This window comes from Salibacterium lacus, from assembly GCF_042684865.1.
Taxonomy (GTDB): Bacteria; Bacillota; Bacilli; order Bacillales; family Marinococcaceae; genus Salibacterium; species Salibacterium lacus.
Genome location: NZ_JBHUML010000006.1, coordinates 78249 through 93298 on the forward strand (window position 1 = coordinate 78249; position 15050 = coordinate 93298).

At 47.1% G+C, this 15050-nt stretch carries 12 protein-coding genes; 2 read left to right on the forward strand and 10 right to left on the reverse strand.

Annotated elements, in window-relative coordinates:
* Positions 1–436: 436 nt before the first annotated feature.
* From ACFSUB_RS16240 to ACFSUB_RS16255, 4 genes are all read right to left on the reverse strand, one after another.
* On the reverse strand, positions 437–1030 hold the full coding sequence (locus ACFSUB_RS16240; RefSeq protein WP_380714327.1) for a hypothetical protein: 594 nt from the start codon (positions 1028–1030) through the stop codon (positions 437–439).
* A gap of 283 nt (positions 1031–1313) precedes the next feature.
* Entirely contained in the window at positions 1314–2294 is a 981-nt protein-coding gene (locus ACFSUB_RS16245; RefSeq protein ID WP_380714328.1) for an arabinan endo-1,5-alpha-L-arabinosidase, read from the reverse strand.
* Between the two features lie 914 nt (positions 2295–3208).
* Positions 3209–7804: an S-layer homology domain-containing protein gene (locus tag ACFSUB_RS16250; RefSeq protein ID WP_380714329.1), complete on the reverse strand. Its 4596-nt coding sequence runs from the start codon at positions 7802–7804 to the stop codon at positions 3209–3211.
* Between the two features lie 529 nt (positions 7805–8333).
* Complete coding sequence (locus ACFSUB_RS16255; protein ID WP_380714331.1) at positions 8334–9179, reverse strand: DUF6612 family protein; 846 nt, start codon at positions 9177–9179, stop codon at positions 8334–8336.
* A gap of 441 nt (positions 9180–9620) precedes the next feature.
* Between ACFSUB_RS16255 and ACFSUB_RS16260 the strand changes: the two genes are divergently transcribed.
* Positions 9621–10661, forward strand: coding sequence for a C40 family peptidase (locus tag ACFSUB_RS16260; protein ID WP_380714333.1), 1041 nt, complete (start codon positions 9621–9623; stop codon positions 10659–10661).
* A gap of 375 nt (positions 10662–11036) precedes the next feature.
* Positions 11037–13106: a S8 family serine peptidase gene (locus tag ACFSUB_RS16265; RefSeq protein ID WP_380714335.1), complete on the forward strand. Its 2070-nt coding sequence runs from the start codon at positions 11037–11039 to the stop codon at positions 13104–13106.
* Here ACFSUB_RS16265 and ACFSUB_RS16270 read toward each other — a convergent pair.
* From ACFSUB_RS16270 to ACFSUB_RS16295, 6 genes are all read right to left on the reverse strand, one after another.
* Positions 13101–13418, reverse strand: a complete 318-nt coding sequence (locus ACFSUB_RS16270) for a hypothetical protein (protein WP_380714336.1) — start codon at positions 13416–13418, stop codon at positions 13101–13103. The genes ACFSUB_RS16265 and ACFSUB_RS16270 overlap by 6 nt on opposite strands.
* A gap of 42 nt (positions 13419–13460) precedes the next feature.
* The gene (locus ACFSUB_RS16275; protein WP_380714337.1) at positions 13461–13781 is read right to left on the reverse strand and encodes a four-helix bundle copper-binding protein; all 321 of its coding nucleotides are present in this window, start codon (positions 13779–13781) and stop codon (positions 13461–13463) included.
* Positions 13782–13802: 21 nt separating this feature from the next.
* Complete coding sequence (locus ACFSUB_RS16280; protein WP_380714338.1) at positions 13803–14015, reverse strand: hypothetical protein; 213 nt, start codon at positions 14013–14015, stop codon at positions 13803–13805.
* 42 nt (positions 14016–14057) lie between these two features.
* Positions 14058–14378 carry a four-helix bundle copper-binding protein gene (locus tag ACFSUB_RS16285; RefSeq protein ID WP_380714337.1) on the reverse strand — a complete coding sequence of 107 codons (321 nt, stop codon included), beginning with the start codon at positions 14376–14378 and terminating at the stop codon, positions 14058–14060.
* Between the two features lie 62 nt (positions 14379–14440).
* Complete coding sequence (locus tag ACFSUB_RS16290) at positions 14441–14644, reverse strand: hypothetical protein (RefSeq protein ID WP_380714339.1); 204 nt, start codon at positions 14642–14644, stop codon at positions 14441–14443.
* Entirely contained in the window at positions 14644–14844 is a 201-nt protein-coding gene (locus ACFSUB_RS16295; RefSeq protein ID WP_380714340.1) for a hypothetical protein, read from the reverse strand. The genes ACFSUB_RS16290 and ACFSUB_RS16295 overlap by 1 nt, the downstream gene beginning before the upstream one ends.
* Positions 14845–15050 lie beyond the last annotated feature (206 nt).

The window sequence follows — 15050 nt, forward strand, 5'->3', positions numbered from 1 at the left end:
CCTACATCCCTAAGCCTACGTTTTCAACATTAAGGCCCTGTTAAAAGAATGTGAAAATCATGTGTAGGTGGAATATTTTATATGATAAAGAAAAAAGGTGACCTGAAAGGATTTCTTGCTATCCGTGGGATGAATCCAATACAGCATCGTCTCAAACAGCAGGCTCCCCGGCAGAGTATCCAGCTGCTATTCTGCCTTGTGTTGCTTTGCTCTTTCATAAGGTGTCATTCTCTTCCTCCCCGATACATAAGAATAACCCCAGCTCCAGATATGGAACTGAGGTGTATTATGATAGATGGTCCTATCTTATTTAGATTAAATATTTCAATTACAAGCAGGCACGGCAGAACATAAAAAATATTGCCTCCACTAAGAGAGACCGCTGTAAGTCATTGTGAGAATGAACTTTTTTGAGAAAAACCATAGAAGGAAGCATCTATTCTGCTGTTACTATTATTTTATCACTTTCCGCTTTGTCTGTTTCTGTAATACTTATCCAGAATTCATCGCCTTCCTGAATCTCATCTTTGGTGACCCAACTGGCCGTTTCTGAGTTTTCATCAAAAGTAATATAACCGTCCCGATCGGATTGATTTTCTTCTTTGTATATCGAAAGAACTCCAATCCGATCGTTCTCATTCTCGAAGTATATTCGATTGTCCTCGGAAGATACCGTAATATAAGCCGGATCCATTGGGTCGGAGTCCGGAAGGGATTCTCCTTCGATCCAAACCACCGCGTCTTCGTATCCAGATGCCTCTATCACAATAAACAGAACAGGAAGATCCAGGTCTTCCTCCTGATCTGCTTCAAGATACGGATGCACCTCTTCCCAGGAAGACGCTTCAGGATTGCCTTGAGCTTCTAAATCCAGCTGTCCCGGGGTGGCTTGATCATACGAAATATTTCCTTTTTCATACTGAATTCCCTCATCTTCACCTATTTGGTACAATGTTATGTTTTCCACAGATGTCCGCCACGTTTGATCTTCTTCAAACGTCAAAACGTCTTTCACGGATGGATCAATCATAACGTCAGGTGCTTTTTTGCTATTCTCGTCTTATACCTTATCTTTTTCTTGGTTTTATAACGAGCCTTCACCATGCAGGCGGCTTTCACCGCACACAGCGATCCGTCAATGATAATCTCTTTTTTTATCTCCCTTCCAGTAAAAATAACAAACAAAGGTTAAAATGAAGTAAAACAGTTGAATTACCTGTAACTTTTTAACCCAGCCCTGGTAGTACAGAAATTAAAAAGGAGCTGTACCTTTTGATACAGCCCCTCCCATCTTCAAATGTGTTACAAGTTATTTAGTTTTCTCTTGCAACAGGCCAGTCGTCTTCCGTCCACGCCAGTTCACGTATCTGCATGCGGGCTGTGCCATTATCATCTCCATCATAGTAGTGGTGAATCAAATAATACGTATCGTTCTCTTCGTCATAGTACACATCCTGTCCCCCGGGTCCAATTTGGTTACCTTCCGTGTCTAGGATGACTGTGCCGCCGTTTTGAACATCTCCTTCTCCTTTCAGAGGAACACCTTCCTTATCTTCATACGGACCTGTTATCGATTCCGAACGCCCTACGGCAATCTTGTAGGTGCTGTCTGTTCCGGAGCAGCATGTATCCCAGGACGTAAAGAGATAGTAGTAACCATTTCGTTCAATAATATTTGGTGCTTCCACAGCGTTTGTATCCGTATTGCGATCCTGTATCGAGTATCTATCTCCTTCAAGAGTCTTCATGTCATCATTTAGTTTCTGCAGCTTGATTCCGTCCCAGTGGGAACCAAATGTTAACCACCACTGTCCATCGGCATCCTGAACAGGGGAACCATCAATCGCATTAAAGTCATCCTCATCCGGAGTTGTCTCTACGACGATACCATGATCCTCCCAGCTGTCTACATTCTCCGGGGTGTCCGTACTTGTAACTCCGATCGCAGATTTGTTGGTTCCGAATTGAGAAGCCGCGTAGTACAGGTAGAGCGTGCCATTTTTTTTCGTCACGGCCGGGGCCCAAAGGTGACCAGGCGCCGAATCTTCGTCCCAGTCATAATTCATCACCCAATCCGGTACAGCAATTTCATCCATAGACTCCCAATCACCAGCTAACGTATCCTCGGACTTTCGAACATAAATACCACCGGGGCTTTCCGCACTACGAGCAATTCCAGTAGAAAAAGCGTAGTACGTTCCCTCATGTTCAATAAGTGCCGGGTCATGCGTGGGGTCATCCTCGAGGACATTTCCTTGGTTATCTGTTTCATAATTCCCAATATCTCCTGTCATATCAAGCTTGGTTGCTGAAACGCTATTCTCGCCTTATACCTTTAATACAAAGGATTTCGATCGAGCCTTCACCATGCAGGCGGCTTTCACCGCACACAGCGATCCATCAATGATAGCGCTTACGATTTTCATCATTTGAAAAAATCAGAAAAATAATAAAACATTTTATGACATCCCTACATGTGAACAAATTAATGAATAATATATTATCTTGTTCATACAAGTTTGTGTAAAAAGAACCGGCCATTTCTAAAATGGCCGGTATTCAATTACAGGGAAATAAATCGTAAGAAAAATCACTGACTGGGTTCCTTCGCTTCGGCTGGTTTTCTCCTCTTGCCTTGTTACCAAGGCAATGCAAACGGCCAGCCATCATCACTACTACAAGCCCGCTGCCACTTCATAGGCATCATGGATGCTGCCTCATCTCTTCCTATAAAGCTTCAAACGTTCCGTTCTGTCTATCCCTTTGTTTGATGACCGTAGGCCCCCACTTTTCAAGAAAGAGAAAGACTGGTGTAACAGCCTTAATTGTTCCAATCGCCGCCGTATCCTTACAGATACAGGGATGAATACCAACCTGCTAGCATTCTATCCTGGTATGCACTACCTCTCCTTGGATCATCATGGGTTCACGTCATTAGCCATAGCCATCTTTGAAGGAGCCCCGCCTCTCTTTGCGAGAGTACGTCTTCACCTGACTTCACCCTTTCTGCCACGGCAGGGCATCATCGGATGCAGGAGGATCAGGCACCTGCGATTGTAGGCTGTTTCGGAGGAAAAGGACTTTCACCTTTTATATCAACAGAAAAGTTAAAGAAAAACCCCGAGGAGTGCGGAGCACTTATCACTCGGGGAGGTTTCTTTCCTTTTTTCACTAGATTGCTAGCTTATAAAGGAACGTTTCGTTTTGATTAGTTAGCAGATTCATCAACAGTCCATTCACTAGCCGTAGCATCCCAAGTTGCTACAAAGTCTGTCTCGTTGCCTGCCATATCAATAACAGTGAAGTTTACTTCATCGTTGTCACTAACAGCAGTATCAATTTCAACAGTGGCATTTTCATTACCTGAACTAAATGAAGATGCTAAGCTTGCATTACCTGAGTCGGAGGTAAAGTTATTTACATTATCAATAGCTTCGGAAGATTCAAATGCAATAGCTTGATCACCCGATGTACTTTGATCCACAGTTGTTATTTCAGGATTTGTTCCATCTACTTCAACATCAACTTCTCCGACTTTCACATCATCAACAGTCACATCAAATGTGTAAGTGCCATCTTCAACATTTTCAAAATTTACATTTGAGAATGTAATACCTGTAGCATCTCCACCTGAGAAAGTCACAGGGCTTTGGCTAGATGGTGTTGGAATTGTTCCACTTTGTTCTTCAATTGCTACAGCAAAATCACCATCAATGTTGTTATTATTTTCATCAGCAAGACCACTGATATCAACTGTAACATCATTGGCTGACGGTGTAACAACTTCGTTGCTATTTAGAGTAACACTTGATGCTTGACTTACTCCACCTGCAACAATATCGAAGTTAACAGTTGCTGTTTGAGTAACATCACCTGCGGAAAGCTGATAAGTTACGCTCTGACCAGTGTCACCTGTAGAACCATTAAGCTCGCCATCTGAATTTGCTGCTCCAGAATCAACTGCTACGGATACATCACTAATATTGTTTTCTTCAAGAACTGATTCAGCAAAAGTGATAACATTAGTGTCTTCTGTTACTTCTTGCGTACCCATGCCGTCAAGCTGATTAAATGCAGCATCTACAGTGTCTTGATTAACTTCTCCTTGGTACTCATTACTGAAGTCTTCATCCTCAACACCAGCAAAATCAACATCGTTATCTTCAACGTTCACGTTTGTAGCATCAAGATCTCCAACTGTACCATCCAATGTCACGCTACCAGAGCCATCAATTGTTGTGCTTGAAGCAAATTCAACATTGGAGAAAGATGCTGAACCATCCACAGTAACATTACCATTGATTGTGGTATTGAATTCAGAATCGCTACCTTTAACTGTTAGATTTCCATTAATAGTGTTTTCTTCAGAAGTGAAGTCATCGCCATTAACTGTAAGATCGTTCATGACAGTGTGACGGATTGTTACGTTGTCAGCTTCAACAGTAACGTTTTGTACTTCATTTTCGTTACCTTCGACTACCAGTCCATCAAACGCTGCGCTTGCTGGAATTGTGAGGTTTGCAGAAGCATTGTCTTCATTAAGTGATAGTGCGGAAACTCCACTAATGTCGTCATTATCATTGAATGAGAATTGAATGTCAGAACCATCAATGACTCCTTGATTATTATAAAGGAAACTAGCCACTGAAGAACTCATATCTCCATCTGCTCTTGAGTATTCTACAAAGTTGCCTTCATCATCTTCTACTTCAACAACTACATCAGAAGAATCGCTCCAGCTACCAGGGTTAATATAAGTTACTTCACCGTCAGTTTCAACGTCTCCGCCACCTGTTTCAGTGTCATCTTCACCAGTGATAACGAATGCATCAGCGAAGGAGCTGTTGTCGGATGGTTTAGCAACTGTGATGGAGTCACCATCTTCAATATCCCGAAGGTTTTCTACGGAGTAGTCGTCTGCATCGTTATCGGATGCGTCATATACTGCGCCGTCATTAGCAAGTTCAAATGTCTCTCCACTGTCGAGAGTAACTTCGTTATCACTAACGCTTACGCCACCTTCTTGAACAGTGCCTGTTTCGATACGAGCACCAAGATCATTGAAGCCAGTGATAAGGTCATTGGCATCGTTCACTTCGATTTCAACAACGTCGCCTTCACTTACGTTGGAGTCAACGTCGTTTACGTCGTAGCTAACTTCTTCGCCATTAACCAAAACGTCGGCACGTACAACATCACCATCGGAAGTTTGGATGTCCTTGATGACAGCTGTGTACTCTTCACCATCACTGATAACATCTTCATACGTTACGAGATGTGTCGCACGGTCGTCTTCATCGGAGTAAACAGCAGCTGAATCGGCACTAACATCAACGCCGTTTTCTTTAAGGTCACCCCATGTTGTGATGCTTACATCATCTTCGTCCGGATCAGTATATTCTTCATCTGCATCCGATACGTCGTAAACCAATGTGTCATCTTCAAGGAGATTGCCGTTTGCGTAGTCGGAATCTTCATCAATTTCTTCTTCAAGTGTTTCTACATTGTCGAAGAATTCTAGATTCTGTACATTGCCGTTTTCATCTTCGCCAACATTAATAAGATTATTGGTGTAGTCGGAGCTACCGATATCACTTACGTAGGCGGAAAGCGGTGTGATGGCTTCATCATTAATGATATTTCCATCGCCATCAAGAGCGACAAGGAACGTGTCTTCGCTAATTGGACCTGAATTTTGATCAATCAATGATGGATTATCAGCACTTCCAGTAGCAAGTGCAAATTCATCAATTTCTGTTTCTGTTTCAGGATAGTTTTCGTCTGTTTCATAGACTACTTCGCCATCGCTGGTTTGAACAGTGATTTCTTCCAAGGAGTCAGGTGCAAATTCATAAAGGTAGGAATTGCCTTCCGCATTAACACCTTCGAGTTCAACCATGTCGTCGCCACTGCTGCTTACGTATGAAGTTGGCTGTCCTTGCAGGTAGAAAGCGTCATAACTCTGTTCAACATCTTCAACGTCACCTGTAACGTATACAAGGTCACCTTTGAAGTTAGTGTAAAGTGTTACTTCGCCAGCAGCTTGCAGTTCTTCAGCTGCATCTTCATCGAGATTAGCGAATTCGCCTTCGTCGTCAAGATACTGAACGTTGCCAATTGCATCGTTTTCGTAACTGTAGTTGGTGCCATCTACATCAAAGGAATCATCAAAGATGCTGTCAATTTCACCGGTCATGGTGTTTGTGCTGACTACTGCAAAGCCGTCACCATCGTAGGCGTCTTCGTTAAAGTAAACAACATCGCCTTCCTGCACGTCTTCAGCAGCAATCTGCTGTCCGTCTTTAACAACTCTGTAGTCTTCAAGATCCAGTTCATTGTTGTCTTTACCAATAACAAGGCTGCCGTCAACAGATTCCGTGAGGATAGGATCTTCATTGAAGTTATACGCATAAACGCGCTCAACATCACCATTGTCATTAAAGATGACTTTGGAGTAGTCATACTCTTCATTAACAAGGCCTTCTTCTTCCACTTCATCTGTGCCTTCAGCAACGATTTCATCATCGGAACCGTCGTTAACAATGAATGTTACATCGTCAGCGAGGTCGTGAGCGTCGCCGCCGTCAACGGTTTCGATTTCATCGTTGGCAGTTACTTCGATAGCAGTGTTCACGGTATCTTCATGTTGAATCAGTTCATAATTGGTGAGGTTATTGTCGCCATCATACCAAACACTGATTTCATGACCAAGCGCCTGCTGGAAGTTGAAGTCGCTGTCTTCCGGAACATCAAGCGTAACGGATGTTTCGTCGCCGTCTCCGTTATCTTCATTGTAGGTAACCGTAAATTCACGATCATCGTCGTTAACAGATGTAACGCGTGCGTTGTCGTCATCGTTAAGGAACGAATCACGAGTGAACGTTGTTTCGAGGTCGCCGACTTGAATGTCGTGCTGGACGCCTTCTGGGATTTCATCCGGCGCGTTGTCGCTTGTGTCGTCATAAAGTGTAACTTCTGCGGAAAGGCCATCCGGAGCTAGTCTTACACTTTCAACACCTTTACGCTCGCCACTGTCGCTTTCAGCGATACGGACATCAGAAGCGTCGATGTCTTCACGGTACGGTCTAGTAAATTCAACAGAAAGTACGTGGCCGTCACCGGTAAGAGTACTTACGTTTGCAATTTCAAGCGGCTCCTGTACTTCAAGGGCACGATCAAGGAAAGTTGCAAACTGTGCACGGTTAACCGTTTCTTTCGGATTAAACATGTTGTTCTCAGTGGACGTGATGTCGTAGTCCGCAAGAATCTGAATGTTTTCCTGGTGGCTTGCGTTTGCTTCATCAAGGTCAGCAACGTTTGCGTCGCTGTCTTCTTTCGGTTCAAGGTTGAACGCACGGACAAGGATGGTAGCCATCTGTTCGCGTGACAGTTCCATGCCCGGAGCAAACATTGTGCCGTCTTCGCGGCCTGTGATGTACCCTGCTTCAGTTACTGCTTCGGCAACCGGAGTAAAGTAACTGTCGTCGTTCAGGTCATCGTAGCTGGATTCAGCGTTTTCGTTTGTTTCAAGGTCAAACGCTTTAACCAGAAGGGAAGCAACCTGACCGCGGTTGATTTCCTCTCCCGGGCCGTATGTACCATCTGGGTACCCGTTGATGATACCTTCGTCAGCTAGACGCTGAATAGACTCCGAGGCCCAGTAATCGTTGGATACATCACTGAAAGATTCAGCTGCATCCGCTTGCTGTACATCCGCAGGTACCGCTGCTGCTGCAGACGCTACGACTGCTGCAGATACGGAAGATGCTAGAAATCTGCGGTAAGACTTAGGTTGATAAGCCATATGCAATATTTCCTCCTTTTGTATGAAGTACTCTATCTCAGTTTTGATAGAATACTTGTTTCTAACTTTCAGAGACGATCGCACGTCATCTGGTTCCTCGACGATCTATCATCGGGTCATCGGAATCATCGATGAAAGCGCCTCCGTCCGTTAGGGATTCATAAATTTGCTAAAAAACTGCAAGATTTATTATACGTACCAATTCGCAGGCTGTCAATTCGTAGGTGACCATTTCCTGCACGTGGAAGTATAATGTGCCGCGTCTGTTAATCTACTTCATTTTATGACGCTATCTACAAGAATTCTACAACAATTTCCTCCAAAAGGCTACCCTGTAATATTGTTTGTAATCTCATTTTAATAGAATTGGGAGTTTCGGGCATTTATTTTAGACCCACTTACCATCTGCTGACGTTTTTCTTCCATTATAAACCATGATTTTTACAAGCGCATCACGAAAACATTTCTGCATTGTTAAAAAAAGCGTAATAAAACCGGCCCTCGTATGTGTACGCGGACCGGTTCTTTGTTATGCAGGATCGGAAGAAGAACCGGACCCGTTTTCGGATTCCTGTTCCTCCATCTGCTGCTGTTCGATTTCTTTTACTTTCTGCTGGATGAATTCTTCGAGATTGCCTTCTACATTATTATGGTCTTCATACCGGACGTTCGTTTGTTCATTAAAGGAGCGCAGTTCACCGCCGAGTTCGACCGTGAACGTAAAGCTCGTATCATAGCCGTTCAGCCGTCTTGTTTCCTTATCTATGAACGCGGTCATTTCAATCCCGTCGAGTGTCATGCCGTTCAGCTGTTCTTCACTTAACCCGCCCTCCGGCATCACACCAAGGGAGCTTAGTTTCTTCTCGGCGAGTGCTTTATGCCGTTCATCGGTTCCTTTAAAGGACACTTCATAATAATCCGGTGTGTCCTCGACATCTGTCACTTCTTTCATTAGAAACTCGTTTTCAAATTCAAGAAAGAATTGGAGGTCTTCGTTCGGGCGGAGCATGGACTGAATCTGCGGTGTGTTTGTCTCGGACTCTTCCCATTCGCCGTTCTGGCGTGTCTGAATGTTTTCCCCATCGACCCGGACGTCCAGTTCGACCGGTGTCTCAAGCTCCACGAGGTTCATGTTGGATTCCATATACCCCTTTACCGGGTCCCCGTAACGAAGCGCCCCTCTTGTAAATGTGCTGATTCCTTCTTCTTCCGCGTTCAGCGTGTTGGATTCGGTGAAATAGACGCTGTCGAGATTCTGCATCGTCTCCATCGCATCGCCGTACACTTCTTCCGGCAGTTCCCGTTCGCCGCATGCACTTAATAGAAGGAGAACGGAGCCTGCTGCCACGCCGGCGGTTTTTTTCCATTTCTTCATATGTACTGTCTCCTGTTATTCGTTAATGATGTGCTTCTTTGTTCATTTTACAGCGGGTGCGTGCAAAAGGCAAAGCCCATTCCTGATGTAGGACTTTGGACCTTAAGGTATTAAAAAGTTGCAGAAAATCATGTGAAAATGTTGTGACAAAACCATTTCTATTACAACAATGTTACAACACCATGTCTAATCAATATCGCCTGTTATAAGGGGGTTTTCATTGGTTTTTAGTTTTGTCCAGGAAAAAGAGAGGGGCTTTGAATGGCGGTTTTGTGGTTATTTTGTATCATCATGACTTTTAGTTGTTATTGAACTGTAAACTCAAGACGACCTTTTACATGCTAGACTATGAATTGTGTTTTCAAGACAGACCACGACATCCAAACCGAAACACTACATAAAAACCTATAAAATTTATACATAATGAGAGGGGTGGCCATTTTGGTCAGAAAAACAATGGCAGCAGTACTGAGTGCTGTACTGCTACTATCAGCTTTTGCTGTGCAGCCTGGGGCGGCTGACGCAGCATCGCCGGAAGATATTGAAGCGGAAGCAAGAGAACACCTGGGAACACCTTACCGTTACGGAGGTACAACGCCTTCCGGTTTCGACTGCTCCGGCTTTACGGGTTATGTATTCGGCAAGAACGGTATAGATCTTCCGAGAACAGCCGCCGCGCAGTATAATACCGGCAAATCGGTATCCAAAGGGAATCTGCAGACAGGCGATCTCGTCTTCTTCACACACGGTTCCGGCATTCAGCATAACGGCATCTACATTGGAAATAACCAGTTCATTCATGCATCCAGCTCAAATGGCATCATGATTTCAAGTATCAATGACCCGTACTACTGGGGCGACCGTTATGTCGGAGCGAAGCGCGTTCTGTCCGATCAACCCGAGGAAAAAGCAACGGCGTCCGCTGTAAAGTCAGAGACGCTTGAAAAACTTCCGGACGGGGAGTATCACGATGTGAGTGAAGACTACTGGGCGCACGGCAGCATCACAAAGCTTGGCAAAGAAGGCATCGTCAGCGGCTACCAGAACAGCACGTTCGAACCTTCGGACAGCATCACAAGAGAGCAGGCTGCCACCATTTTGATGAAAGCTCTTGACCTTGAACGCAGCGGAAACGACAGCGGATTTAACGACGTCTCTTCCGACAGCACCCACGCTGCAGCGATTAAAGCCGTCAGCGAAGCAGGATACATCAACGGAAACCAGCAGAATGAATTTATGCCGGACGAGCCGATGACACGCCAGCAGATGGCGGTTGTATTCTACCGCGCTTTTGATTTGGAAGGGACAAGCTATGACGGTTCTTTCGTCGATGTCGGTGACAATCACCGTTATCACAAGCACATCCAGGCGCTTGCCGGAGCCGGCATTACAACTGGAAACGCGGATGGCGAGTTTGAACCGGGCCGCGAAACAACACGTGCCCACTTCTCCGTTTTTCTCGACAGCGCACTGGAACAGTAATAACACACTAATGACACAATCTGTTAGATCCGCCATGGGGAATGGCGGGTCTTTTTTTATGGAAGACGGGGGAATGAAACAATGGTGGGGGTGGCCATTGGGGGCTTTCTTTGCCGTCTTCCTTTTTGTGTTTTGTTCCAGCGCTCTTCTGTGAGTCGGAAAAGCAGGCACTCCATAAATGGGGGCTTTATTATGTCTTTCTGGTTATAAGTATTACCGGTACAGTGGCTTGTTAAACATACTATTTCATTTTTTTCTTAAGGAATGTGAAACCAATTTTTCCTTGTTTTCGTTATATATCTACCAATCTATGGTTTGTTGCTTTAAGATAGAGGAAAGTGGTCGTTATTTTTTGGGAGCGAAAGTGGGGATAGCATGAAACGTAGAATGGTAAGGGCTGCGGCGGCCTGTGTGGTGTTGGCGGCGTGGCCGGCTGGTGTGTCTGCTGAGGAGATGGAGGAGCATACATATTTGGTAGGTTTTGAGGAAAGCCTGGCTCCTTCTCTTATTGAGGATGCAGGCGGGAAAACCGGTGAGATGTGGGAACGGATTGATGCCGGGGAGGCGTTGCTCACGGATCGTGAAGCGGCCCGGCTTTCGTCAGAGGATGGTGTCGCTTATGTCGAGCCGGATCAGGAGGTCGAGGTTCAGGCGGTTGATGGCCTTGAGAATTGGGGGCTGGAGAGCACAGAGGCTCCGTCTGCCTGGGATGATAATGTTACCGGCGCGGATGTGGAAGTGGCTGTGGTGGATACGGGAATCAGTAAGTTTCACCCTTCGCTTGATGTGACGGACGGGTATTCTGCGGTGTCCTATACCGATTCCTATAATGATGACAATGGTCACGGCAGTCATGCGGCCGGCATTATCGGTGCCTATCAGCCGGGCATGGGCCTCATGGGAGTAGCGCCTGACGTGGAGCTTTCCGCGGTGAAAGTGCTTGATGAGAATGGCAGCGGTACGTTGTCTCAGGTGCTGAGCGGGCTGGAATGGGCGATTGAGCAGGATGTGGATGTGATTAACATGAGCTTCGGTACGCTGACGGATTCGAGTTCGATGAAAGAGATGCTTGATGAAGCGTACGAGGACGGCATCATTGTAACGGCCGCGTCCGGCAACCGCGGCGAGGGCGAAGGGGAAGATACGGACCGCGTGGAGTACCCGGCGCGCTATGATTCTGTCATTGCTGTCGGCGCCGTGGACAAAAAGAACGAACGTGCCTATTTTTCCGCGTCCGGCGAAGCGGTGGAACTGAGTGCTCCGGGCGAGGACATTGTGAGCACGTATAAAGATCGTTCGTACGGTCCGCTCAGCGGAACGTCCATGGCGACTCCGTTCGTCTCCGGAGCCTTTGCTCTTTTAAAAGAAGCGTATCCGGAAAAAGAAGCGTCGGAACTGCGGGAGATGCTGCAGAATGAAGCGGTGGATCTCGGTGCAGAAGGACGGGATGAGCGCTACGGCTACGGCCTGCTCCAGATTCCGGATCTTTCTGATGCCGATGTTCCGGAGAAAGAGGATTTCGGTGAGGGGAACCGGGAGAAGCCGGTGGAAGAAGACATCGAGGAGAATCCGATAGAAGATGATCCGATTGAAACACCGGAGGAACCGCTGGAAGCGCCGGCCGGTGTGGAGACCGAAGTCGTGAAAAATGACGATGGCAGCCGTGATGTGTACGTCTTCTGGAACCGCTCGGAGACGCCGGTGATGCAGCACCGGATTTACCGTGACGGCGAGAGCTACGGGACGACCGACAACGGTAAACTTTTCAAAGATGAGAATGTGGCGCCGGGCACGTACAGCTATGAGGTGACGGCGGTCTCGATGGAAGAAGAAGAGTCGGGACGCAGCAGCACGGTCGAGGTCGTCATTGAAGATGATCGTTTTGCGTGGCCTGAGGAAGTGAGCGCTCCGGCCGATTTTCAGGATATTCATGATGAGTACTGGGCGGCGGAGGCTGTCCGGGAGCTGCAGGCACGCGGCGTGATTCAGGGCAGCGGCAGTGATTTTCGTCCTGGTGAGACGGTACGGCGCGGCCAGGCGGTAACGATGCTTGGACGCGTGATTGGATGGAGTGATGAGCCGGCCTCCTCTTCGTTTTCTGATGTCAGCCGGGATTATTTCGCTTCCGGGTACATTGCGGACGCCGTGGACGCCGGTGTGATTTCCGGCTTTTCCGACGGCACCTTCCGTCCCAATGACGGAGTGACCCGCGGGCAGATGGCGGCGATGCTCGGACGCGCCTTTGATTTCTCGGGTGAGGATGCGGCCTCTGCCTTCCGTGATGTTGATAACGCGACGACCGGTGCGGCAGCGATCGCCTGGCTCGCGGAGCGGGATATCGTGACCGGATACGACGACGGCACCTTCCACCCGGAAACCACCCTCACGCGGGCGCAGTTTGCGAGCATTTTGTATAAGCTGGGTGAGCATTTGAAAGAATCATAGACTATAATGAACGGCCCGGATGCGCTGCCGGTCGGCAGGCAGTCCCGGGCCGTTTTTGTATGGATTCGGGTCGATTTCTGCTTCGATTGTGCAAGGGCCAGCGCCGGTGAAAGGGAGAGGAGAGCGGGTTTCTCGATTGATTCGGCTGGAGACTGCATCAACCCGGCAGCATCCAATGTCGGTGCGAAGAGCGGGATTTTCTGCTTCGATTCTCTCGATTTCTCGATCGATCCGCCCGTTTCTTGATTGATTCTCGAGCGAATTGGGTTTTTCTCGATTGATTCTCCCCATTTCTCGGTTGTTTCTCGGCATTTCTCGATTGATTCTCCTGATGATGGAATCCATTCCGCACGATTAGGATGCCATGTCTTGGCATACATTGGCGCAGTGGTGGCACATTTTCGCACAGTGCTGGCAGTGGTCGTGTTCGTGCTTGGCACATTCGTCGCCGCACGCCTGACAGATAATCGCACACACACCGCAGATTTCCTTGGCAAACCGGCTGTTCTGCTGCATGGACTGTGCGGCATATCCACAGATGTCCGCACATTCGCGGTCCAGCCGGATGCACTCGGCCATCATGTTCACGTCCTGCTCCTGCAGGCACGCACTGTAACAGTTGTTGCAGGCCTCCATGCACTCCAGACAGGCCTGAATACACTCGTCATATGTCATAATTCGTGCCTCCTTTGGGGATTAATGGTGCTGTTTATTGGTATGCCCAAAGAAGCTCGGTTTCATGCGTCCGTTGGAGAAGTCTTCAATCGGTGCGGCGGGTCCATCAACGGCAGCAGTTTCTCGGTCGATTCTCCCGATTTCTCGATTGATCCGCCCGTTTCTTGATCGATTCTCAGGGGACTTGGGTTTTTCTCGATTGATTCTCCCCATTTCTCGGTCGATTCTCGGCATTTCTCGATTGATTCTCCTGATGATGGAATCCATTCCGCACGATTAGGATGCCATGTCTTGGCATACATTGGCGCAGTGGTGGCACATTTTCGCACAGTGCTGGCAGTGGTCGTGTTCGTGCTTGGCACATTCGTCGCCGCACGCCTGACAGATAATCGCACACACACCGCAGATTTCCTTGGCAAACCGGCTGTTCTGCTGCATGGACTGTGCGGCATATCCACAGATGTCCGCACATTCGCGGTCCAGCCGGATGCACTCGGCCATCATGTTCACGTCCTGCTCCTGCAGGCACGCACTGTAACAGTTGTTGCAGGCCTCCATGCACTCCAGACAGGCCTGAATACACTCGTCATATGTCATAATTCGTGCCTCCTTTGGGGATTAATGGTGCTGTGTATTGGTATGCCCAAAGAAGCTCGGTTTCATGCGTCCGTTGGAGAAGTCTTCAATCGGTGCGGCGGGTCCATCAACGGCAGCAGTTTCTCGGTCGATTCTCCCGATTTCTCGATTGATTCTCCCCATTTCTGCATTAATTCTTTCGATTTCTGCTTCGATTCCGCTGTGCTGTGATTGGATTCCTGGTATGGATATGAAAAAACTGCCGGCATCACCGGCAGCTTCAGCATTATTCTTGGTTTTCTTTGATCCGGTGTACGGTTTCCGTATCCAAACCGGTTAGCCTGACGATTGTTTCTATATCGAAATCTTCTTCCACCATCGATGCAGCGACAGCCTGTTTATTCTCGTGCTTTCCCTTTTCCATACCTTCTTTTTCTGCATCCTGGACGCGGAGTTCGTATTCTTTATCTTTGGCTGCGTCGTCCATGATCTGCATCCATCGTCTGACATACGCAATTCTTTCTTCATCGCTGGCTTTGTCCCATTCTTCGTGGACCTCTTGTAATGTTTTTCTGCTCAGTACAATCTCCTCCTTTCACGATTATTGTCGTGTTTGGAACCTTTTGAAAACATTGTAACAAGCATTGCTTGAATGTAGTGGAAAATATCACGGACAGCAGCTGTTTTCTCTAT